The organism is Microbacterium sp. BDGP8 (assembly GCF_029991045.1).
In the GTDB taxonomy this organism is placed as follows: Bacteria; Actinomycetota; Actinomycetes; order Actinomycetales; family Microbacteriaceae; genus Microbacterium; species Microbacterium plantarum.
Genome location: NZ_CP120712.1, coordinates 2,632,798 through 2,654,632, shown reverse-complemented (window position 1 = coordinate 2,654,632; position 21,835 = coordinate 2,632,798). Strand labels below are relative to the sequence as shown.

Annotated in this window: 20 protein-coding genes and 1 riboswitch; of the genes, 8 read left to right on the top strand and 12 right to left on the bottom strand. The window is 71.4% G+C overall.

Annotation, left to right across the window (positions count from 1 at the left end; genetic code table 11):
• Positions 1-78 precede the first annotated feature (78 nt).
• The 5 genes from P6897_RS12860 to P6897_RS12840 form a co-directional block, all read right to left on the bottom strand.
• Positions 79-492, bottom strand: a complete 414-nt coding sequence (locus P6897_RS12860) for an NUDIX domain-containing protein (protein WP_162815470.1) — start codon at positions 490-492, stop codon at positions 79-81.
• Entirely contained in the window at positions 489-1,856 is a 1,368-nt protein-coding gene (locus tag P6897_RS12855) for an FAD-linked oxidase C-terminal domain-containing protein (protein ID WP_274178944.1), read from the bottom strand. Before P6897_RS12855 ends, P6897_RS12860 begins: the two co-directional genes overlap by 4 nt.
• Positions 1,853-2,251, bottom strand: coding sequence for a YrdB family protein (locus P6897_RS12850; protein ID WP_274178943.1), 399 nt, complete (start codon positions 2,249-2,251; stop codon positions 1,853-1,855). Before P6897_RS12850 ends, P6897_RS12855 begins: the two co-directional genes overlap by 4 nt.
• A 62-nt stretch (positions 2,252-2,313) precedes the next feature.
• On the bottom strand, positions 2,314-3,474 hold the full coding sequence (gene nagA, locus P6897_RS12845) for an N-acetylglucosamine-6-phosphate deacetylase (protein ID WP_282501410.1): 1,161 nt from the start codon (positions 3,472-3,474) through the stop codon (positions 2,314-2,316).
• Positions 3,462-5,024: a family 20 glycosylhydrolase gene (locus tag P6897_RS12840; RefSeq protein WP_282501409.1), complete on the bottom strand. Its 1,563-nt coding sequence runs from the start codon at positions 5,022-5,024 to the stop codon at positions 3,462-3,464. The genes nagA and P6897_RS12840 overlap by 13 nt, the downstream gene beginning before the upstream one ends.
• A gap of 71 nt (positions 5,025-5,095) precedes the next feature.
• Positions 5,096-5,179: riboswitch (ZMP/ZTP riboswitch) on the top strand.
• A gap of 40 nt (positions 5,180-5,219) precedes the next feature.
• On the opposite strand from P6897_RS12840, the gene glyA reads away from it, so the two are divergent.
• Together glyA and P6897_RS12830 are read left to right on the top strand one after the other, a co-directional pair.
• The gene (glyA, locus tag P6897_RS12835; RefSeq protein WP_282501407.1) at positions 5,220-6,494 is read left to right on the top strand and encodes a serine hydroxymethyltransferase; all 1,275 of its coding nucleotides are present in this window, start codon (positions 5,220-5,222) and stop codon (positions 6,492-6,494) included.
• A gap of 142 nt (positions 6,495-6,636) precedes the next feature.
• Positions 6,637-7,518 carry a bifunctional methylenetetrahydrofolate dehydrogenase/methenyltetrahydrofolate cyclohydrolase gene (locus P6897_RS12830; protein WP_282501406.1) on the top strand — a complete coding sequence of 294 codons (882 nt, stop codon included), beginning with the start codon at positions 6,637-6,639 and terminating at the stop codon, positions 7,516-7,518.
• An 85-nt stretch (positions 7,519-7,603) separates the two neighbouring features.
• On the opposite strand, the gene P6897_RS12825 is transcribed toward P6897_RS12830, so the two are convergent.
• Genes P6897_RS12825 through P6897_RS12815 form a run of 3 tightly spaced genes read right to left on the bottom strand, consistent with a single transcriptional unit; the run spans position 7,604 to position 10,100 of the window.
• A complete protein-coding gene (locus P6897_RS12825) occupies positions 7,604-8,326 on the bottom strand; it encodes an amino acid ABC transporter ATP-binding protein (RefSeq protein ID WP_282502594.1) in 723 nt (240 codons plus the stop codon).
• Positions 8,327-8,379: 53 nt separating this feature from the next.
• The gene (locus P6897_RS12820; protein WP_023955608.1) at positions 8,380-9,225 is read right to left on the bottom strand and encodes an amino acid ABC transporter permease; all 846 of its coding nucleotides are present in this window, start codon (positions 9,223-9,225) and stop codon (positions 8,380-8,382) included.
• 20 nt (positions 9,226-9,245) lie between these two features.
• Positions 9,246-10,100, bottom strand: coding sequence for an ABC transporter substrate-binding protein (locus P6897_RS12815; RefSeq protein ID WP_274178937.1), 855 nt, complete (start codon positions 10,098-10,100; stop codon positions 9,246-9,248).
• Between the two features lie 288 nt (positions 10,101-10,388).
• On the opposite strand from P6897_RS12815, the gene P6897_RS12810 reads away from it, so the two are divergent.
• The gene (locus P6897_RS12810) at positions 10,389-11,471 is read left to right on the top strand and encodes a winged helix DNA-binding domain-containing protein (protein ID WP_274178936.1); all 1,083 of its coding nucleotides are present in this window, start codon (positions 10,389-10,391) and stop codon (positions 11,469-11,471) included.
• 125 nt (positions 11,472-11,596) lie between these two features.
• Here P6897_RS12810 and P6897_RS12805 read toward each other — a convergent pair whose 3' ends face one another.
• Complete coding sequence (locus P6897_RS12805) at positions 11,597-13,039, bottom strand: XRE family transcriptional regulator (RefSeq protein ID WP_282501405.1); 1,443 nt, start codon at positions 13,037-13,039, stop codon at positions 11,597-11,599.
• Between the two features lie 118 nt (positions 13,040-13,157).
• On the opposite strand from P6897_RS12805, the gene P6897_RS12800 reads away from it, so the two are divergent.
• Complete coding sequence (locus P6897_RS12800; protein ID WP_282501404.1) at positions 13,158-15,056, top strand: phosphoenolpyruvate carboxykinase (GTP); 1,899 nt, start codon at positions 13,158-13,160, stop codon at positions 15,054-15,056.
• A gap of 84 nt (positions 15,057-15,140) precedes the next feature.
• Here P6897_RS12800 and P6897_RS12795 read toward each other — a convergent pair whose 3' ends face one another.
• Positions 15,141-17,096 carry an ABC transporter ATP-binding protein gene (locus tag P6897_RS12795; protein ID WP_282501403.1) on the bottom strand — a complete coding sequence of 652 codons (1,956 nt, stop codon included), beginning with the start codon at positions 17,094-17,096 and terminating at the stop codon, positions 15,141-15,143.
• Positions 17,097-17,191: 95 nt separating this feature from the next.
• On the opposite strand from P6897_RS12795, the gene P6897_RS12790 reads away from it, so the two are divergent.
• Positions 17,192-17,728 (top strand): hypothetical protein, encoded by a 537-nt coding sequence (locus P6897_RS12790; protein WP_274178933.1) that lies wholly within the window; start codon positions 17,192-17,194, stop codon positions 17,726-17,728.
• 4 nt (positions 17,729-17,732) lie between these two features.
• On the opposite strand, the gene rraA is transcribed toward P6897_RS12790, so the two are convergent.
• Both rraA and P6897_RS12780 read right to left on the bottom strand, forming a co-directional pair.
• Positions 17,733-18,200 carry a ribonuclease E activity regulator RraA gene (gene rraA / locus P6897_RS12785; protein ID WP_274178932.1) on the bottom strand — a complete coding sequence of 156 codons (468 nt, stop codon included), beginning with the start codon at positions 18,198-18,200 and terminating at the stop codon, positions 17,733-17,735.
• A gap of 36 nt (positions 18,201-18,236) precedes the next feature.
• A complete protein-coding gene (locus tag P6897_RS12780; RefSeq protein ID WP_274178931.1) occupies positions 18,237-19,088 on the bottom strand; it encodes a sulfurtransferase in 852 nt (283 codons plus the stop codon).
• A 62-nt stretch (positions 19,089-19,150) separates the two neighbouring features.
• Here P6897_RS12780 and P6897_RS12775 point away from each other — a divergent pair, with 62 nt between their 5' ends.
• The 3 genes from P6897_RS12775 to P6897_RS12765 are packed head-to-tail and all read left to right on the top strand — an operon-like array spanning position 19,151 to position 21,773.
• Complete coding sequence (locus P6897_RS12775; RefSeq protein WP_274178930.1) at positions 19,151-20,092, top strand: ABC transporter ATP-binding protein; 942 nt, start codon at positions 19,151-19,153, stop codon at positions 20,090-20,092.
• Positions 20,089-20,949: an ABC transporter permease gene (locus P6897_RS12770; RefSeq protein ID WP_274178929.1), complete on the top strand. Its 861-nt coding sequence runs from the start codon at positions 20,089-20,091 to the stop codon at positions 20,947-20,949. The genes P6897_RS12775 and P6897_RS12770 overlap by 4 nt, the downstream gene beginning before the upstream one ends.
• A complete protein-coding gene (locus tag P6897_RS12765) occupies positions 20,946-21,773 on the top strand; it encodes an ABC transporter permease (RefSeq protein ID WP_114588579.1) in 828 nt (275 codons plus the stop codon). The genes P6897_RS12770 and P6897_RS12765 overlap by 4 nt, the downstream gene beginning before the upstream one ends.
• The last annotated feature ends 62 nt before the right edge of the window (positions 21,774-21,835 follow it).

Sequence of the window (21,835 nt, the reverse complement as noted above, 5' to 3'; positions counted from 1 at the left end):
CCTGCGGTCGCTGCGGTTGGACGAGCGGGTCGAGCTCGCGCCCCGGGACGTGCCCGTGGGGGCGCTGGGTGCCGCCGTTCAGGCCCAGGCGAGCGGAAGCAGGTGCTCGGTGCTGAGCGGTGCGAGCGGCAACGCCGCGGCTTCGGGAGCGGTGAGCCAGCGCGCCTCCGCGATCTCGGCGGCGGCGCTGACCGACGCGGGGTCGAGCGTGATCGCGAACGCCTCGGCGACGACGCGGAAGCCCGGCTCGTTCGCGGCATCCGACTCGAACCGGCCGAGGTAGACGAGGTCGGGCTCGGCCACGACGACGCCGAGCTCCTCGTGCAGCTCGCGGACGAGGGCCGCGCCGGCGGACTCGCCCGGCTCGGGCTTGCCACCGGGCGCCATGAACCGCTCGGTGCCGCGCTTCCGGACGAGCAGGGTACGCCCGTCGCCGTCGGTCACGACCGCCGCACTCACGTGGACCTCCCCGGCCGGGACGGAGTCGCTCACGGCGCGAACACCTTTCCGGGGTTCAGGATGCCGGCGGGGTCGAAGACCCGCGCGATGCGCCGCTGGAGCTCCCACTGGTCGTCGCCGAGCTCGTCCGCGAGCCAGCGCCGCTTGAGGACGCCGACGCCGTGCTCGCCGGTGAGCGTTCCGCCGAGGCGCAGCGCCGACTGGAAGAGGTCTTCCGCCGCCTCCCAGATGACCTCCGGGACCTCGTCGCCGTCGAAGATGAAGTTCGGGTGCAGGTTGCCGTCGCCCGCGTGGCACACGGTCGGGATCGTCAGACCGAAGCGCTCCTCGATGCGGGCGATCTCGTCGAACATCGCGGGCAGGGCGCTGCGCGGCACCGAGACGTCCTCGATGAGCGCGGTTCCGAGGGTCTCCATCGCGGGATGCATCGACCGCCGCACCGTCCACAGTTGCTGGGCCTCGGCGTCATCGGCGGCAAGGCGCACGGTGCCGCCGGCGGCCGCGAGCACCGCGACGACGGCCTCCGCCTCGGCCGTCGCGCCCGGGCCGTCGGTCTGGACCGTCAGCTGCGAGGCACCGGGCGTGGGGGCGGGAAGCCCGAGCAGGCGGTGCGAGGCGGCGAGGGAGGTCGCGTCCATCAGCTCCATGATCGCCGGCTGGATCCCGGCCGCCGTGACCGCCGATGCCGCGACCGCGGCGGAACGCACATCGGAGAACGTCGCGGCGATCGTCCGGGCCTGGCCGGGGACGAGGCGGCGGAGCTTCAGCGTCGCCGCGACGACGACGCCCAGGATGCCCTCCGACCCGATGACGAGCGAGGTCAGGTCGAGGCCGGTCACGCCTTTGACGGTGCGATGTCCGAGACGCATCAGGCGACCGTCTGCCAGCACGAGATCGAGGCCGAGGACCGCGTCTCGCACCACCCCGTACTTCGCGCAGAGCAGGCCGCCCGCGCCGGTGGCGATGTTGCCGCCGACGGTCGAGATGTCGCGGCTCGCGGGATCGGGCGCCCACCAGAGGCCGTGCTCCGCGAGCGCCGTGTTCAGCTGCCCGTTGAGGATGCCGGGCTCGACGACGGCGATGAGGTCGTCGGGGCGGACCTCGAGGATGCGGTCCATCGAACGCAGCGAGAGCCCGATCTCACCCGCGCCCGTGTTGGCGCCGCCCGCGAGGCCGGTGCCGGCGCCCCGCGGCACGACCGGGGTGCCGGTCGCGGAGGCGATGCGCATCGTCGCCTGGACGTCCTCGACGGTGCGGGCGTGAACGACGGCGAGGGGCGATCCGGATGCCGCCTGGCCCGACTTGTCCGCCCGAGCGGCGGCCCGACCGGCATCCGAGACGTCGACGCGGTCGCCGAGCTCGGCGACGAGCCGGGCGACGACGTCGGGAGCGGTCATGACAGGCGCCGGCGACCGGCGATCACACCGCAGGTCACCGCGATGACCCCGAAGACGAGACCGACCCAGGCCTGGTCCATGCTCCACCACGCGATGGTGGCCGAGGCGTAGACGAACAGCTCGACGAGGGCGCGCACGAACGGGTGCACCATGAGCACGGCACGCGGCGAGACGAACAGGGCCCACAGGAGGATCGCGGCGACCGGAGCGCCGATGCCGAAGACCAGGTTGAGGGGGAAGTCCCACGCCGCGAAGCCCCAGATCGCGAAGGTGACGAAGGCGAAGAGCTGGCAGGCGAAGGCGAGGAGGTCGATCGCCGAGAGAGCCCGTCGCGTGCCGGCCGCCTGCTGCGGCGCCTCGGGGGTGGCGGGACGGACGTTCGGCAGTTCGGACATGCCTCCGATTCTAGGCGCCGGCCTCACGTCGCCGACCTCGGGAGGGACCTCGGGCGAACGGGTCACGCGCGCCCGGTCCAGACGCGGCGGACGCGCAGGTCGGCGTCGAGCAGGACGGCATCGGCCGGGCTCCCGATCTCGAGCCTGCCGAGGTCGGGACGTCCGATCGCGCGGGCCGGAGTAGCCGTCAGCGCCGTCACAGCTGTCGGCAGCGCCACGCCCGCGGCGACGGCCGTCCGCAGCGCGGCATCCTGCGTCAGGGTGGATCCGGCGATCGTGTCGTCGGCGAGCCGCGCCACGGAGTTCTCGACGCGCACCGCGAGCGCCCCGAGCACGTAGTCTCCGTCGGCCGATCCGGCGGCCGCCATCGCGTCGGTGACGAGCGCGATGCGCCCCGGTGCGGCGGCGAAGGCGATCCGCACCACCTCGGGGGCGAGGTGCACGCCGTCGGCGATGACCTCGAGCGTGACGCGTGGGTCGGCGGTGGCCGCGCCGATCGGACCGGGCTCACGGTGGTGGAGGCCCGGCATGGCGTTGAAGGCGTGGGTGAGGATCGTGGCGCCGGCGTCGAAGGCCCGTCGAGCGGTCTCGGCGTCGGCGTCGGTGTGACCGACGGCGGCGGCCGCGCCCGCGGCGACGATGCGCTCGATCGCGGTGAGGGCGCCCGGCAGCTCCGGAGCGATCGTGACCTGGCGGACGGTGCCGCGGCCGGCCTCGAGCAGCCGCGCCACGGCGTCGGCGGCGGGTCCGATCAGCAGATCCGGATCGTGGGCGCCGTGGTGTCCGGGATCGAGGAACGGCCCCTCGAGGTGCGAGCCGAGCACCGTGGCATCCGTCTCGGCGAGGTCGGCGATGGCGGCGACCCGTCGGACGAGGTCGTCGACGGATGCCGTGACGAGCGAGATGACCGCTCGGGTCGTGCCGTGCGCCCGGTGCAGCGCGCGCGCGGTGCGGATCGCCTCGGCACCGTCGTCGTATGCCGCGCCGCCGCCGCCGTGGCCGTGGATGTCGATGAAGCCGGGAGTGAGGATCGCGCCGGGGCCGGCGGCATCGGTGGCATCGACGACCTCGTCGACCGGTTCTTCGGCGACGGCATCGCGCCACGCGCCGCCGGTGCCCTGCGCGGCGACCCGCCCGTCGCGCACGACGAGCCAGGAGTCGGGCATCTCGCGGCCCCCGTCGACGAGCCGAACGGAATGGATGACGCGGTTCAGACCGTCCATGCGACCTCCGGGGAAGCGGGGAAGCGGATGCCGAGGGTCGTCCACAGCGGTCCGAGCGCGCCGACGCGTTCGCGGAAGGACTCCCACGTGCGGTTGTCTGCGCTGCCGGTCGCAGCCGACCAGGCGGCTTCAGCGGCCGCCGCGATGCGAGGGAAGGTGAGTGCATCGATGTCGTCCAGGTCGCGGACGGTCTCGGTCCACAGCGGCGCTTCGACCCCGAGGATGTCGTCTTCCGAGATGCCGGACACGACCTCGCCGGGCTCCCACGAGTAGGCCCGTTCGAGGCTCGTCGGACCGTTCGCCCAGGTCAGGCCGAGGGGAGCATCGGCCGTCGGTTTCATGTCGAGGTACACGGCGTCGGCGGGCGAGAGGATGACGCGGCCGCCGCGCGCGACGAAGGCCCGCGCACGTTCGTCGGCACCGTCGGTCGGCGAGACGAGGCCCCAGTACTGGCCGATCGTGCCGGGCGCGAGATCCGCGGCGGCGCCGGCCTCGTGCCAGGCGATCGGCGTCTTGCCGAGGTCGGCGATGACCCGCGAGGTGCGGGCCACGAAGGCCGCGAAGTCCTCCGCCGGGGTGCCGTGCGCCTCGTCACCGCCGAAGTGCAGGTAGGGGCCGGGGGTCAGCTCCGCCAGCTCCGTCAGGACGTCGTCGACGAAGGCATCGGTCTCGGGTGCGCCGATGCGCAGCGACGAGAAGCCGACGCCCATGCCCGTGTACGCCTCGCCGGCGACGGGAGCGGGGCCGCCCGCGGCATCCCACCCGGCCAGCGCCGGTGGCGCGGCGACCTCGAGGTAGGCGAGCCCGACGGCGTGGGTGTGGCCGGGCATGTCGAACTCGGGCACGACGGTCATGTGGTTCGCCGCGGCATGGGCGATGATCGCGCGGTAGTCGTCGGCCGTGAAGAAGCCGCCGGCACCGCCGCCCACCGCGCTCGCCGCCGCACGGGCGGTGAGCTCCGGGCGGCGGGTCAGCGCGAGCCGCCATCCCTGGTCGTCGCTGAGGTGCAGGTGCAGGACGTTGAACTTGAGGCTCGCCGCCCGCTCGAGGTAGGCGGTGACGGTCGCAACGTCGTGGAAGTGGCGGGCGACATCGAGCATCACGCCGCGATACCCGAAGCGGGGGGCGTCGTCGATGTCGACCCCCGGAATCACCCAGCCGTCGGAGGAGCGGGTGATCAGCTGGCCGAGAGTCTGCACGCCGTAGAAGAGGCCCGCGGAGTCGGCGCCCCGGATCGAGATGCGGCGGTGGTCGACCGACAGCCGGTACGACTCGGGCGGCCCGTCCCCGTCGACGGTGACGTCGATGGCGGCGCCGTCGAGCTCCGCGGCGCTGTCGGGCTCCGCGGCGCTGTCAGGCTCCGCGGTGCTGTCGGGCTCCGCGGTGCCGGCGGCCGCGGTGAGGTGCACGCCGGTCCGGGTCAGGACGAGCCGGTGCAGGACGCCCGCGGCATCCGGGTCTCCCGTCACCGCGACGGTGTCCGTCAGGGTGAACGCCACCCCCTTCGCGGGCGTGACCGAGGCGGGCAACGGGACCAGCGGCAGCGACATCAGCGCGCCCCTATCTGTAAGGGTGCCTAACAAACTTTGAGCCAGCGTATCAGTGCGGCATCCGTTATGCTCGGACGCGTCGCGACTGGCGTTGAGGTGGGCCACCACCGGGGAGCGACCGACACGGCATTCGACCGCACGCCTGGGCCGATGTGGAACTTCTCTGCTCGTGAAAGCCGTCGTCAGGAGATCGTCATGACCGATTCGTACTTCAACGCCCCGCTCGCGGAGGTCGACCCCGAGATCGCGCAGGTGCTCGAGCGCGAGCTCGACCGCCAGCGCGGCTACCTCGAGATGATCGCTTCCGAGAACTTCGTGCCCGTCTCGGTGCTGCAGTCGCAGGGCTCGGTGCTCACCAACAAGTACGCCGAGGGCTACCCCGGACGCCGCTACTACGGCGGCTGCGAAGAGGTCGACGTCGCCGAAGAGCTGGCGATCTCGCGCGCGAAGTCGCTCTTCGGCGCCGAGTTCGCCAACGTCCAGCCCCACTCGGGCGCGACGGCCAACGCCGCCGTCCTGCACGCGATCGCGCGCCCCGGTGACACGCTCCTCGGCCTCTCGCTCGACCACGGCGGCCACCTCACGCACGGCATGAAGATCAACTTCTCGGGCCGGCTCTACGACATCGTCGCCTACGGCGTGAACCCCGACACCTCGCTGATCGACATGGACGAGGTCCGTCGCCTCGCCCTCGAGCACAAGCCGAAGGTGATCATCGCCGGCTGGTCGGCCTACCCCCGCCAGCTCGACTTCGCCGCCTTCCGTGCGATCGCGGACGAGGTCGGCGCGTACCTCTGGGTCGACATGGCGCACTTCGCCGGTCTCGTCGCCGCCGGTGTGCACCCGTCGCCGGTGCCGCACGCCCACGTCGTCTCGTCGACGGTGCACAAGACCATCGGCGGCCCCCGCTCGGGCATCATCCTCACCAACGACGTCGACCTGGCGAAGAAGATCAACACCGCCGTCTTCCCGGGCCAGCAGGGCGGCCCGCTCATGCACGTCATCGCGGCGAAGGCGACGGCGTTCAAGCTCGCAGCGACGCCGGAGTTCAAGGAGCGCCAGGAGCGCACCGTGCGCGGCGCGGCGATCATAGCCGACCGTCTGACGCAGCAGGATGTCGCGGATGCCGGCATCGCCGTCCGCTCGGGCGGCACCGACGTGCACCTCGTGCTCGTCGACCTGCGCGACGCCGCGATCGACGGCAAGCAGGCCGAAGACCTGCTGCACGAGATCCACATCACCGTCAACCGCAACGCGGTGCCCAACGACCCGCGCCCGCCGATGGTCACCTCGGGCCTGCGCATCGGAACGCCGGCTCTCGCGACCCGCGGCTTCGGCGACGCCGAGTTCACCGAGGTCGCCGACATCATCGCGCTCGCGCTGCAGCCCGGCGCTGAACTCGAGGCCCTGCGTGCTCGCGTGGCGACGCTCGCCGACGCCTTCCCGCTGTACCCCGGCCTGCAGCAGTAACCCGGCGTCGCCGGTCGCCGGCCGGTCGCCGAGAACGCACCCTCCCCGCGAGAACGCACCCCGCACGGTACGTTCTCGCCCGGAGCGTATGTTCTCGGCGACCGCGCCCCGGCGACCGCGACCCTCTCGAACGGAGAACGACATGACCGCGCAGAAGCTCGACGGGCGGGCCACCGCCGCTGCCATCAAGACCGAACTGGCCGACCGCGTCGCCGCGCTGAAGGCCCGCGGAGTCACCCCGGGCATCGCGACGGTGCTCGTCGGGGCCGACCCGGCATCCCAGCTGTACGTCGGGATGAAGCACCGCGAGTCCGAGGCGATCGGCATGAACTCGATCCAGATCGAGCTGCCGGCCGAGTCGACGCAGGCGGAGGTCGAGGAGGTTATCGACCGCCTCAACGCCGACCCGACGTGCCACGGCTACATCGTGCAGCTGCCGCTGCCCAAGCACCTCGACACCGACCGGGTTCTCGAGCGCATCGATCCCGCGAAGGATGCCGATGGCCTGCACCCCGTCAACCTCGGGCGTCTCGTGCTCAATGTCAACGACCCCATCACGACGCCGCTGCCGTGCACGCCGCGTGCCGTCATCGAGCTGCTGCAGCGCAACGGATACGACCTCGCGGGCAAGAACGTCGTCGTCGTCGGGCGCGGTGTCACGATCGGCCGGTCCATCGGTCTGCTGCTGACCCGCCGCGAGATCAACGCCACGGTGACCCTGACTCACACCGGCACCGCCGACCTCGGCGCGCACCTGCGCGAGGCCGACGTCATCGTGGGTGCCGCGGGCGTGAAGCACCTCGTCACCGCCGCGGACGTCAAGCCAGGCGCCGCCGTCCTCGACGTGGGCGTGACCCGCGAGAACGATCCCGAGACCGGCAAGTCGAAGGTCTACGGAGACATCGCGCCGGATGTCGCCGAGGTCGCGGGCTTCCTCTCGCCCAACCCGGGCGGCGTCGGCCCGATGACGGTCGCCCTGCTGATGACCAACGTCGTCGAGGCCGCCGAGCGCGCGACCGCCTGACCCTGCTTCCTCCACCCGTCGACTCGCCAGAAAGTGCGGATGCCGGCCCGCCCGGATCCGCGTTCTCTGGCGAGTCGACGGGAGCTCAGAGGAAGCGGGAGAGGAAGGCGCGGGTCCGGGGCTCGCGGGGAGCGCCGAACACCTCCGACGGCGCGCCCTCCTCGACGATGACGCCCTGGTCGAGGAAGACGACGCGGTCGGCGACATCCCGCGCGAACGCCATCTCGTGCGTCGCCATGAGGATCGTCGAGCCGGACACCGCGAGGTCGCGGACGAGCTCGAGCACCTCGCCGACGAGCTCGGGGTCGAGCGCCGAGGTGATCTCGTCGAGCAGCAGCACCTCGGGATCGGTGGCGATCGCGCGGATGATCGCCGCCCGCTGCTGCTGACCGCCCGAGAGCCGGTCGGGGTGCTCCCCGGCCTTGTCGGCGAGCCCGATGCGCGCGAGCAGGTCCCGCGCACGCGCCTCCGCCTCGCGCCGGGGCACGCGGTGCACGACCCGCGAGGCGAGGGTCACGTTGTCGAGCACGGACAGGTGGGGGAAGAGGTTGTAGCTCTGGAACACCGCTCCCAGCCGCGCGCGCACCGCGTTCGCGTCGACCCGGGGGTCGGAGATGTCCGCGCCGGCGAGGAGGATCTGCCCGTCGTCGATCGGCTCCAGCAGCCCGAGGCAGCGCAGCAGCGTCGACTTGCCCGAACCGCTTGCGCCGATGAGGGCGACGACCTCGTTCCGGGCGAGCGACACATCGACGCCGCGCAGCACCTCTTTGTCGCCGAACGACTTGCGGATGCCGCGGGCGTGCAGCACGTCGGCAACGCTGCCGGGCTCGGTGTCGGGCGCGGTGCCGGGTCGGTTCCAGCTCACAGGATCGATCCCGTCTGCTCGCGGCGTCGGAGCCTCGCGGTGTACCAGTCCGTCAGTCGGATCGTCGGGATCGCGAGCAGCACGAACAGCACGCCTGCCACGACGTACGGGGTGAAGTTGTAGGTCGTCGCGACCACGCCCCGCGCCTCGGCGATCGCGTCGAACGCCGCGAGGATCGAGATCAGTCCGACATCCTTCTGCATGGAGATGAAATCGTTCATGAGCGGCGGGGTCATCTTGCGCAGCGCCTGCGGCAGCACGACCCGCACGAGGGTCTGCGGGTAGCTGAGCCCGAGCGCGCGGGCGGCGAGACGCTGCGACGGATGCACCGACTCGATGCCCGCCCGCACGACCTCCGCGACGTAGGCGGAGTACGTCAGCGTGATGGCGAGGACTCCCAGAAGCACCGGATCGATGCGGGTGTTCAGGATCGTCGGCAGCCCGAATCCGATCAGATAGAGCACGATGACGAAGGGCAGACCGCGGAAGAGGTCGGTGTAGGCCGCGGCGATCAGCCGGAGCGGGAAGAACACCGGTCCGCGCAGGGTCCGCAGCAGCGCCAGTACCAGCGCCACCGCGGCGACCGTGAAGACCGAGATGGCGAGCACCTGCAGGTTCACGAGGAAGCCCTGCCACACCTCGGGGAGGGCCTGCAGCGCGACGGCGGGGTCGAAGAAGCTCCGCTGGACGGTCGCCCAGCCCTCCGTGTTGATCACGGTCACCCAGACGACCGCGGCGAAGGCGAGTGTCGAAGCGACGGCGATCAGGACCGACCGGCGCTCGCGGCCGCGCCGATACGCTCGGCGCTCGAGTTCGAGCGCGCTCGGGACGGAGGTGGTCACGGATAGACGCTAGCGCGCCCTCACTGGAGGAGCGTCACGCCCTCCGTGAGTCCCGAGAGCCACTTCTGCTCGAGCTCGGCGAGGGTGCCGTCCTCGCGCAGCTCGTCGACGGCGGCCGTCACGGCGGGGGTGAGCGGCGAGTTCTTCGCGAGCAGCAGGCCCCATTCGTCCTCGATGCCCGCCTTCGGCAGCTCGCCGACGAAGAACGAGTTCTCGATGTAGAAGTTGACCGCGAGGTAGGCGGTGGGGGTGTCGAGCACGATCGCATCGATCTGTCCCGCGCCGAGCGCGGCCACGGCATCCTCGTTCGAGTTGTACAGGCGAGCCTCGGCGTCGGGCGCGACCTCTGCGAGGGTCTGCGCGCTCGTGGAGTTGGCCATCGCGCCGATCGTGAGGTCGGTCAGCCCTGCGATGTCGGAGACGCCGTCGGCCGCGCCGCCCCGGATCGCGACGATCGACTGGCTCGCGGAGTAGTAGGGCGAGGAGAAGTCGACGCCCTGCTTGCGCTCGTCGGTGATCGTGTACTGCTGGACGTTGATGTCGAAGCTCTTCGGACCCGGCGCGATCGCGGCCTCGAAGCTCGTGCGCACCCACACGACGTCGTCCGGTGCGAACCCGAGCTTGTCGGCGACGGCGTAGGCGACGGCGGCCTCGAACCCCTCGCCCGACTCGGGGTCGTCGTCGACGAAGTACGGCTCGTAGGCCGTCTCGCCCGTGGCGAAGGTGAGCTTGCCGGGGGTGACGTAGTCCTCGGCAGCGGGTCCCGACGGGGCATCGCCCGATGCGGCGGGCGCGGGCGAGGACGAGCAGCCGGCGAGGACGATCGCGAGAGCGGCGACGCCGATCGAGGCGGCGCGGACGAGAGAGCGGGACATCGGGGAACCTCCGGGTGCGGATGCCGCGCATCGGCGTGCTGTCACCGGCGGCTGCATCCATTCTCACCCGGCCGGGATGCCGCGGCGCGCGCGGGTCGTCGTGTTACGCGGCCTCCCTGCAGGCCCGGCTGCGGGCCCGAACCCCGCGAGGTCCCACTTGGGCCGGGTAAGCGCGGCTCACACCCGGCCCAAGTGGGACCTCGCAGGGGTGGACCCGCGGGGGTGGGGTCGGGCAGGATCGGCGGCGTGCGAGACGACGGCGGTGGGGGAGGGTGCAGGGGAGCGGGGGTGATCACGACGCAGCGGCTGCGCTCGCACCAGCTGAGCGAACCCGCGTCGTCACTCGGCGAGGCCGGGGCTCACATGCTCGCCGTGCAGGCGCAGGAGTTCTGGTCGGGTCGATGGGCGCTGGCCCTCCGTACTGCCGGCGACCCTTCGTTGAGCGAGGTGGATGCCGCGTTCGAGGACGGCACGCTCGTGCGCTCATGGACCCAACGCGGCACCCTGCACATCGTGCGCTCGGTCGACCTCGCCGGGATGCTTGCGGTGACCGCCGACCGGCAACAGCGTGCCGCGGCGGGCATCCTGCGCGGGCTCGCGATCGACGAGGCGGTGCTGGCGACGGCTGAGCGTGCCGCCCGACAGGCACTGCGCGGCGGGAACCGGCTCACGCGCGACGAGTTCGCCGACCTCCTGCGCGGTGCCGGCATCGGGACCGAGCGCTCGCGCGGCAACCACATCCTCTCGGCGCTCGCCGTCCGCGGTGTGCTCGCTTTCGGCCCGGTGGTGCCGCGCGAGGGTGGACCGACCCGCGACCAGTTCTTGGTCGCCGTGGACGAGTTGCCGTCCGGACGGGTGCCCGATGATCCGCTGGCCGAGATGTTCGCCGGCTACATCCGCTCGCACGGACCGGCCCGCGTCGAGGACTTCCGCTGGTGGGCGGGGCTGCCGATCGGAATGGCACGACGTGCGGCCGAGGCGGCCGGCGACCGCGTGGTCGAGATCGAGGCCGGTCTGTTCGCGGCACCGGGCGCGGGGCCCGGCGTGCCGGCATCCGTTGCCGGGGTAGACCCGGAGCGCGACAGCGGGGATGTCGTCGCCCTCCCCGCCTTCGACGAGTACTTCCTCTCCTACGCCGACCGGACGACCGTCTGCGCCCCCGACCTCGCGGCTCGGATCGGCCCCACCCTGAACGGTCAAGTCGCGCCGATCCTGGTCTCCCGGGGACAGGTGATCGGCACGTGGCGCCACTCCGTCGCCGCCGGGCGGCACCATCTGCCACCTGAGCCCGCGCTCGTGACAGACCCGGCGGTCGCAGCATCCGCCATCGAGGCGTCGCTCGCCCGGGTCTCACGCTTCCTCGCCGGCTGAGCTCCCGCGTGGCGGTGCGCTAACTCCTCACACCCGCGGCGGCCATACGTCCGCACCCGCGCGAGCTCGTGATTCCGGCCTGCCGACGGCGTGAATCTGAGGAGTTATGGCGCGCCGGCCGCGAGTCAGCCGGCGGCGTGGCGGTCGAGGAAGGCGTAGACCTCGCCGTCGTCGACACCGGGGAAGTTGCCGCGCGGCAGCGGCGAGAACATCTGCATGTGCACGCGGGCGCTCGGCCAGGCCTTGCCCTCCCATCGCAACGTCAGGTCGGGGTCGGGCCGCCGGCAGCATGACTCGTCGGGGCACGTGGATGTCGCCCGCTTCTGCGTCTCGCGGCCGCGGAACCAGCGGGCGTCGTCGAACGGCACGCCGACGGTGATCGAGAACTCGCCCTCGGCGGTGGTCCCGGTCTGGCTCGAGCACCAGAACGTCCCGCCCGGGGTGTCGGTGTACTGGTAGTGCTCGACCGTGCGGTTCTGCTCCTCGAACGCCGACCGCGCCGAGAAGGCCCGGCACACGACCTGGCCCTCCACGCTGCCGGTGACGTCCATCGGCAGCGGCAGGCCGTCGTTCTCGTAGACCCGCGTGATGGCCCCCGCGCCATCCACGCGCAGGAAGTGCAGCGGGATGCCGAGATGCCGGGTCATGAGGTTCGTCATGCGCATCCCGGCTGCCTCGTGCGTCACCCCGAACGCGTCGCGGAAGTCCTCGACCGCGAGGTTGCGGTCCTTCTTCGCCTGCGACAGGAACGCGACCGAGGCCGTCTCGGGCATGAGGCAGCACGCGGCGTAGTAGTTGATCTCGAGGCGCTGCTGCAGGAAGTCGGCGTAGTCGCTCGGGGGAGTGTGGCCGAGCAAGCGGTGCGCCATCGCCTGCAGCGCCATCGACCGCAGGCCGTGACCGCCCGGGATCGAGGCCGGCGGAAGGTAGATGCGCCCGTTCTCGAGGTCGGTGACCGAGCGGGCGGAGTGCGGGAGGTCGGCGACGTAGAGCAGCTCGAACCCCAGCTGCTCGGCCATGATGCTCACGGTGCGGTGCGTCAGCGCACCCGAGGTGTGTCCGGCCGCCTTGAGCTGCTTCTCGGCGAGGCGCTCGATGTCAGGGAGGTAGTTCGCGACCTCGCGCATCCGCAGGCGCAGCTCCGTGTTCGCGCGCCGGGCTTCCTCTGGGGTCGCGATCGCCTCGCGCTCGCGGCGCTGCAGTTCGCGATGCAGTCCGAGGATCGACTCGAGCGTGTCGTCGCTCATCGTCTTGCCCGCGCGCACCGGTGCGATGCCGAGTCGCCGGAAGACGGAACTGGCCTGCGCCCGCTCCAGCTCGAGCTCGAGGGCGGCCCGGCGGTTCGGGGGCTCCGGGGAGAGGAGGTCGGTCACGTCGGTGCCGGTCGCCGACGCGATCGCCTGCAGCAGCGAGAGCTTCGGCTCGCGTCGTCCGTTCTCGATCAGACTCAGCTGGCTGCCGGCGACGCCGACCTGAGCGCCGAGCTCGTCGAGTGTCAGCCCGCGGGCGACGCGGTGGTGGCGGATGCGGTGCCCGAGGGTCGCGAGTTCGATTCCGGATGCGGCCATTCCTTGATCATAGGGAAAGAATCGGGTTTCTTGAAGGCATTGAACGCAGCAAGACGGGGTATTCATGCGTTGGAATCGTCAGGTATCACCGATCTCGCCGCCGACGTAGGAGACCGACATGGCCATCGCCGACCTCTTCACCCGCCCCGCCGTCACCGGCACAACCGCAGCGGGCGCCGCTCCCCGCCGCGCGCGGCCCGACCTCGGCGCCCGGCCGTCGGCGGCATCCGGTCCTCTCGGCGATCTCGTCGCCTGGGTCGACGAGATCGCCGCGCTCACGCAGCCCGATCGGGTCCACTGGGTCGACGGGTCGGCGGCCGAGAACGACGCGCTGCTGCGCGAGATGGTCGACGAGGGCAAGCTCATCAAGCTCAACCCCGAGTGGCGGCCCGGGTCGTACCTCGCGCGCTCGCACCCCAGCGACGTCGCCCGCACCGAGGCGCGGACCTTCATCGCGTCCGAGCGCGAGGAGGATGCCGGCCCCACCAACAACTGGGTCGCACCCGACGACATCCGGGCGACCATCACGCCCCTGTTCGCGGGTTCGATGCGCGGGCGCACGATGTACGTCGTGCCGTTCTCGATGGGAGCGGTCGGCGGCCCGCTCTCGCACATCGGCGTGCAGGTCACCGACAGCGCCTACGCGGTGGCGTCGATCGGCATCATGACCCGCGTCGGGGCGGCCGTGCTCGACGAGATCGCCGCCGGCAAGCCCTGGGTCAAGACCGTCCACTCGGTCGGCGCGCCGCTGGCGCCCGGCGAGGCGGATGTCGCGTGGCCGTGCAACGACGAGAAGTACATCGTCCACTTCCCCGACACCCTTGAGGTCTGGTCGTTCGGGTCGGGCTACGGCGGCAACGCCATCCTCGCCAAGAAGTGCTTCGCGCTGCGCATCGCGTCGGTGATCGGCCGTGACGAGGGCTGGCTCGCCGAGCACATGCTGCTCATCCGGGTCATCGACCCGGCCGGCAAGGCGTACCACGTGGCCGCGGCGTTCCCCTCGGCCTGCGGCAAGACGAACCTCGCCATGCTGCGCCCGACCATCCCGGGCTGGCGCGTCGAGACCCTCGGCGACGACATCGCGTGGCTGCGTCCGGGATCCGACGGGCGGCTGTGGGCGATCAACCCCGAGGCCGGGTTCTTCGGCGTCGCGCCGGGCACCGGCGAGTCGACCAACGTCACGGCGGTCGAGACGCTGTGGGGCAACACGATCTTCACGAACGTGGCGCTGCGTCCCGACGGCGACGTCTGGTGGGAGGGCCTCACGGATGAGGCGCCCGCCGAGCTCATCGACTGGGAGGGCAAGCCCTGGACCCCCGACTCGGGTCGGCCGGCCGCGCACCCCAACTCGCGCTTCACCGTCAGCGCCGCTCAGTGCCCGCAGATCGCGTCGGATTGGGATGCCGCCGAGGGCGTGCCACTCGACGCCATCCTCTTCGGTGGTCGCCGGGCGACGAACGTCCCCCTCGTCGTCGAGGCGACCGACTGGACGCACGGCGTCTTCATCGGCTCGAACATCTCGTCGGAGCGCACGGCGGCGGCCGAGGGGACGCTCGGGGAACTGCGCCGCGACCCCTTCGCCATGCTGCCGTTCTGCGGCTACAACATGGGCGACTACTTCGCCCACTGGCTGAAGGTCGGGCAGAAGCTGCGGTTCGACCGGGCCCCCCGCGTCTTCCAGGTGAACTGGTTCCGCAAGGGCAGCGACGGGCGCTTCCTGTGGCCCGGGTTCGGCGACAACTCGCGCGTCATCGACTGGATCGTGCGGCGCCTGAATGGCGAGGTCGACGCGGTCGACAGCCCGATCGGACGACTCCCGCGCGCCGAGGACCTCAACCTCGACGGCATCGAGGTGTCGCAGCGCGATCTCGATGAGCTGTTCGCGGTCGACACGGACTCGTGGCTGCGCGAGGCCGACCTCACCGAGGAGTTCTACGACACCTTCGGTGACCGGCTGCCCGCGGCCCTGCGTGCCGAGCTCGAGGCCCTGCGCTACCGCCTCGGCCACCGGGCCTGACCCCGGCCCGCCACGAGAACACACCGTCGCCGCGAGAACGCACCGGAAAGGGTGCGCGTTCGCGGCGATGGTGCGTTCTCGGCGTCAGACCAAGAGCTGGTGCTTCGCGAGGTCGCGGTACAGCGGGACCGTGGCGACGAGCTCGGAGTGCGTGCCCTGGCCGACGACCCGGCCGTGGTCGAGCACCACGATGACGTCGCTGTCGACGACGGTCGAGAGCCGGTGCGCGATGACCACGAGGGTGCGGCCCGTCGCGACGGCGTCGATCGCCTCGCGCATCCGCTGTTCGTTGAGTCCGTCGAGCGAGGACGTCGACTCGTCCAGCAGCAGGATCGGGGGCGCAGCGAGCAGCGCGCGGGCGATCGCGAGGCGCTGACGCTCGCCGCCCGAGAGCATGACGCCCGCCTCGCCGACGGGCGCCTGAAGACCGAGCTCGCTGCGCTCGAGCACATCGCCGAGGTTGACGGCGCGCAGCACACGCTCGCACTCCGCGTCCGTAGCCCCGGGCGAGGCGAGGCGCAGGTTGTCGGCGATCGTGCCGGCGAGGGTGGGGGCGTCCTGCTCGACGTAGCCGAGCTGCGCGCGCAGCTCGGCCCGGGGGAGGGACCGGATGTCGTCACCCCCGACGAGCACCGCTCCGCCGGTGACGTCGTAGAACCGCTCGATCAGGGCGAGGGTCGTCGACTTGCCCGCACCCGAGGGACCGACGAGGGCCACGCGCGCACCGCGGGGAACGCGGAAGCTCACGCCGCGGAGCACCTCGCCCTCGGGGACGGCGGTCGCTCCGGCTGTCGCTGCGGACGAGGCGGCGGCGTCTGCGCCGTTCGCCGGCGAACCCGTCTCATCGGCCGTGACCGCAGCGACCGCCGAGGTGTCGACGCGTGCGTCCGCGAGGGTGCGCAACGCTTCGTCGGATGCCGAGCGCCGGGCGGCGACGACGGCCTCGGGGTATCGGAAGTGCACGTCTCGGAACTCGATCGCGACATCGCTGTCGCCCGAGACGGCTACGGTGGCTGCAGCATCCGGATCGGCCGATTCCTCCGTGGGCAGGTCGAGCACCTCCTGGATGCGGCCGAGCGCGCCGAGCGCCTGATTGACGGAGGTGATCGCCCCGAGGAACGACGCGAGCGGCTGCACGAGGAAGAACAGGAACATCACGAACGTCACGAGGCTCGCGATCGAGATGGCGCCCGAGGCGACGCGGTATCCGCCGACGCCGAGCACGACGAGCAGTGACAGCTGCAGCGCGACGCCCGCGACGGGCACGACGAGGGCCGACGCCTTCGCGACGCGCACGCCCGCGTCATAAGCCTGGCGTGCGGCCCCCGTGACGGCGGCCTCCTCGCGCTCGGTCGCTCCGGCGGCGCGGATCGTGCGGATCGATCCGATCGCCCGCTCGACACCCGAGGCCAGCTCGCCGACCCGTTCCTGCTGTTCGCGCGTGGCGCGACGGATGCGGGTGCTGAGACCCACGACGACGGCGACCGAGGCTCCGATCACGATGACGATGAGCAGCAGCAGCAGCGGGTCGATGAAGAGCATCGCGACGATCGCGCCGACGAAGATGAGCGCGTTGCCGACCGAGTCGGCCAGCCCCTGGGTGAGCACGGCGTAGAGCAGGGTCGTGTCGGTGCCCACGCGCGAGACCAGGTCGCCGGTGCGTCGGGCGTCGAACTCCGAGATCGGCAGTCGGAGCAGGCGTGCGATGAGCCGGCGGCGGCTGGAGAACACCACCGCCGTGCCGGTGCGCTGGAGCAGATAGTGCTGGAAAGCGCCGATGGCCGACGAGACGACGACGAGGATCACGAGCGCCCACACGAGGATGCCGAGGGTGTCACCCACCTGCACACGCTCGATGACCTGCCCGACGACGAGCGGCTGGCCGAGCGTGGCCACCGCCTCGACGATGCTGAGTACCGCGACCGCCACCAGCACGCCCTTGTGCTCGAACAGGTACGGGAGCAGCTGCGACAGGCGGGCCCGCGGGCCCTCGTCGGTGCGGCGGCGGCCGCCGCGCAGGCGGCTGCGGGTGTCGGACATGCGGTTCCCTCGGTTCGGCGAAGCTCTCTCCTTCGACCGTACTTCTTTCATCGAGGGTGGTTGTCCGTCCGCGGTATCGATGGAAGAGTGCCCGGATGCGTTCGATCACGAAACGTCAGGCGGCACCGCTCGCCGCGGCCGCGTTCGTCGTGCTCACGCTCGCCGGCTGTACCGGCCCGGTGGCGGACGGCGAAGCGGCAGAGCCGTCGGCATCCGTCGGTTCCACGCCATCTCCCACCCCGACATCCGACGCGCGCACCGACGAGCAGCAGTTGCCCCTGCCGGTCGATGAGATCGCGGACTGGGCCAAGACAGCGGTGCCCCGGTCTTCGGACACCACCGGCATGGGGACGCTGTCGGGGTGGCTGAGCCAGCACACGTCCGCACACCAGACGTCGCAGTTCTCGTCGCTCCCCGCCGGGACGTACCAGGCGCAGGTCGCGTGCCGCGGTGCCGGCACGATCACGGTGACCGCGGGCCCGATCGACAGCGCGTCATCGGGCGATCCCGTGACGTGCGACAACAGCACGATCGCCTTCGACGTGACCGTCGAGCAGCCGGGCGTGAGCGTCACCATGGACCTCGCCGGCGACCCCACCATCTACGCGCTCTCGCTGGAGCGGACTGCTTAGCCCCTCAGCGCTCGACGAGAACGCCGTCGGCGTCGGCCCAGACGTGTCGGCCCGGCGTGAAGACCACGCCGCCGATGGTGACCGGAACGTCGACCTCGCCGCGGCCGTCCTTCGCGCTCTTGCGGGGGTTCGAGCCGAGCGCCTTGACGCCGAGGTCGAGCGACGCGATCGCGACACGATCGCGGATCACCCCGTTCACGATGATGCCCGCCCAGCCGTTCTCGACCGCCGACGCGGCGATCAGGTCGCCCACGAGAGCCGACTCGAGCGATCCGCCGCCGTCGACGACGAGCACGGCGCCGCCGCCCGGCGTCGCGAGCACGCGCTTCACGAGCGCGTTGTCGCGATGACAGCGCACGGTGCGGATCGGTCCCGCGAAGGAGGTCCGGCCGCCGAGGTCGAGGAACTGGACGCCGAGCGAGTCGAGCTCGTCGCCGCGTTCGTCATAGAGGTCTGCGGTGGCGGTCGTCATGTCGACAGGGTAGCGGCGACCGCCGAGTCCAAGCCGTCAGGCGCCCGTCGCGATGGGTCGATCGGGATGCTGCGACCACTGGCTCCACGAGCCGGGGTAGAGCACCGGCCGGTATCCCGCGAGGCTGAGGGCGATGGCCTCGTGCGCGGCGCTGACGCCCGAGCCGCAGTAGACGCCGACCGTCGCGCCGGGTTCTGCGCCCAGCGCTGCGAACCGTTCGCGCAGCTCATCCGAGCACCGGAACCGCCCCGACTCATCGTTGTTCTGCGTCGTCGGCGCGGACACCGCGCCCGGGATGTGGCCGGCGCGCGGGTCCATCGGCTCGACCTCGCCGCGGAACCGTTCGCCGGCGCGGGCGTCGAGCAGCAGGCCGGTGCGGGCCTGATCGAGGACGTCGTCGATCCCGAGCACCGGTAACTCGCCGGGCGAGACGACCGCGGTACCCGGACGCACGTCTGCCGCGTCGCCCTCCTCGAGGTCGAACCCCGCGTCGATCCAGGCGGCGAGGGCGCCGTCGAGCACCCGGACGTCGGCGATACCGGCATCCCGCAGCACCCACCAGGCGCGGCCGCTCGCCAGGTTGGCGACATCGTCGTAGACCACGACGGTGTCGCCCTCGTCGATGCCCCAGTCGCGCACGGCGGCCTGCAGCGTCTCGGGGGAGGGCAGCGGATGCCGGCCCTCCGTCGGCTCGCCGTGCTCGGCGAGCTGGGTGTCGAGGTCGGCGTAGCGCGCGCCGGGGATGTGGCCCGCGCGGAACGCCGGGCGTCCGTCGGGGCGGTCGAGCCACCACCTTACGTCGAGCACCCGCACGGGGCCGCCGTCGGGGTAGCGGCCCGCCCCGATGGCGGTCCGGAGTTCAGCGGCAGTGGTGAGGATGCGGTCCATGCGTGCGATTCTCGCGCACCGCGGCCCCGGTCGTCGTCGGACGTCGTCGCTAGTGTTGTCGCGTGCCAGAATCCGTCATCTCCGCCCGTGGGCTGCGCAAGACCTATGCCGTGAAGAGCAAGCCCGACTTCGTCGCCGTCGACGACCTGTCGTTCGAGGTGGCGCCCGGAGAGTCCTTCGGGCTGCTCGGCCCGAACGGCGCGGGAAAGTCGACCACGATGAAGATGATCGGCGCGGTGTCCACCCGCAGCGGCGGCGACCTGCAGATCCTCGGGCTCGATCCCGATCGCTACGGCCCCGAGATCCGATCCCGGCTCGGGGTGGTGCCCCAGCAGGACAACCTCGACGGCGAGCTGAACGCCCGCGAGAACCTCTACATCTACGGGCGGTACTTCGGTCTTCCGGGCAAGGTCTGCCACGAGAAGGCCGACGAGCTGCTCGCGTTCGCGCAGCTCGAAGACAAGGCGAAGAACAAGGTCGATCAGCTGTCGGGCGGCATGAAGCGGCGCCTCACGATCGCGCGCGGCCTCATCAACGACCCGCGCATCCTGCTGCTCGACGAACCGACGACGGGCCTCGACCCCCAGGCCCGCCACGTGCTGTGGGACCGGCTGTTCCGTCTGAAGGAGCGCGGCACGACGCTCGTGCTCACGACGCATTACATGGACGAGGCCGAGCAGCTGTGCGACCGGCTCATCGTGGTCGACAAGGGCCGGATCATGGCCGAGGGCACGCCGGCCTCGCTCATCCGCGAGCACTCGAGCCGTGAAGTCCTCGAGGTGCGCTTCGGGTCCGACCGCAACGAGTCCGCGGCCGCTCAGCTGCGGGGCATCGGCGACCGCGTCGAGGTGCTGCCCGACCGCATCCTCGTCTACGCCCACGACGGTGAGGCGGCTCTCGAGCGTGTCTCGGCGGTGGGGCTCACGCCGTTGACGAGCCTTGTGCGCCGATCGAGCCTCGAAGACGTCTTCCTGCGCCTGACCGGACGGTCGCTGATCGAATGAGCACCCAGACCGCGCACCCCACGCTCGACGATCTCCGGGCCGAGGCGATGGCCGGTGGGCGCAAGCCCCGGCGCTACGGCACCTGGTACGTCGCCGAGCACATGGTCCGTGCGATGCGCGCCTACGGCTGGACGATCGTCGTCGGCGCGGTCGGGCAGCCGATCATGTATCTGCTCGGGCTGGCCGTCGGGCTCGCGGCGCTCATCACCGCGCCGATCTCCTCCCACGGCCAGGAGGTCGGCTATCTCCCGTTCGTCGCGCCGGCGCTGCTCGTCACCGCCGCGATCGCCGTGGCCTCCGAGGAGATGACCTATCCGGTGATGGCGGGCTTCAAGTGGCGCCGCTACTTCTACGGATTCAACGCGTCGGCGCTGTCGAGCCCGCAGATCGCGAACGGTGTCATCATCGGTGCGACGGCGCGGATGATCGTCGCCGTCGGTGCTTACTACCTCTTCATCTGGCTGCTGCCGTTCGGCGCTGTCCCGAACCCCGCGACGGGCTGGCTGTCGATCCTCGCCGGTGTCGCGGCCGGTATCGCCTTCGGCATCCCGCTCATGGCGTATGCGGGCTCCATCCAAGACGACAAGGGGCAGTTCGCCCTCGTGCAGCGCTTCATCTTCATGCCGATGTTCCTCTTCTCGGGCACCTTCTACCCCGTGGAGACACTTCCGGTCGGCCTGCAGTGGATCGCGTGGATCTCGCCCCTGTGGCACGGCGCCGAGCTGGGGCGCGCGGCGACCTACGGGGCCGACATCGGCGTCGGGATGATCGCCGTGCACGTGCTCTACCTGCTCGCACTCGCCGCCGTCGGCTACCTCTGGGGCCGCCGTGTCTTCATCGAGAGGCTCGCGAAATGAGCGCCGTGATCGCGCCGGAGACGCCGACGGGCCGCCGCGGGGGCGTACGCGCACTGTGGGCCGGCAACCCGGGCGCGGTCGTGCAGCGCGGTCTCATCGCGGCTCGTTCGTCGAGCTGGATCGTCGTGCTCTCGGGCTTCTTCGAGCCCGTGTTCTATCTCGCGTCTCTCGGCATCGGGCTCGGCGCCCTCATCGGCGAGGTCGAGACCTCGTCGGGAGCCGAGGTCCCGTACGCGGCGTACATCGCTCCCGCGCTGCTCGCGGTCTCGGCGATGAACGGTGCCGTGTACGACTCGACGTGGAACGTCTTCTTCAAGCTCAACTACGGCAAGCTCTACGAGGGGATGCTGTCGACCTCGCTCGGGCCGCTCGACGTCGCCCTCGGTGAGATCCTGTACGCGCTGCTTCGCGGTCTCGTCTACGCCACCGGCTTCATGATCATCATGCAGGTGCTGGGGCTGAACCTCGCATGGACCGCCGTGCTCGCCCTCCCGGCGGTGCTGCTCATCGCCTTCGGGTTCGCGAGCATCGGCATGGCCGTCACGAGCTACATGAAGACCTTCCAGCACATGGACTGGATCAACTTCGTGCTGCTGCCGATGTTCCTGTTCTCGGCGACCTTCTACCCGATCACGGTCTATCCCGAGTGGGTGCAGGTGATCGTGCAGGCGCTGCCGCTGTGGCACGGCGTCGAGCTGATCCGCGGGCTGACAACCGGCATCCTCTCCGCCGGAATGCTGTGGCACGTGCTCTACTTCGTCGTGATGATCGCGCTCGGTCTCGTATTCACGACCAAGCGGCTGCGCGCCCTGTTCCTCGACTGACGCGCCGCGACCGCGCAGAGACGACGGATGCCGCGAGCCCGAGGGCCCGCGGCATCCGTCGT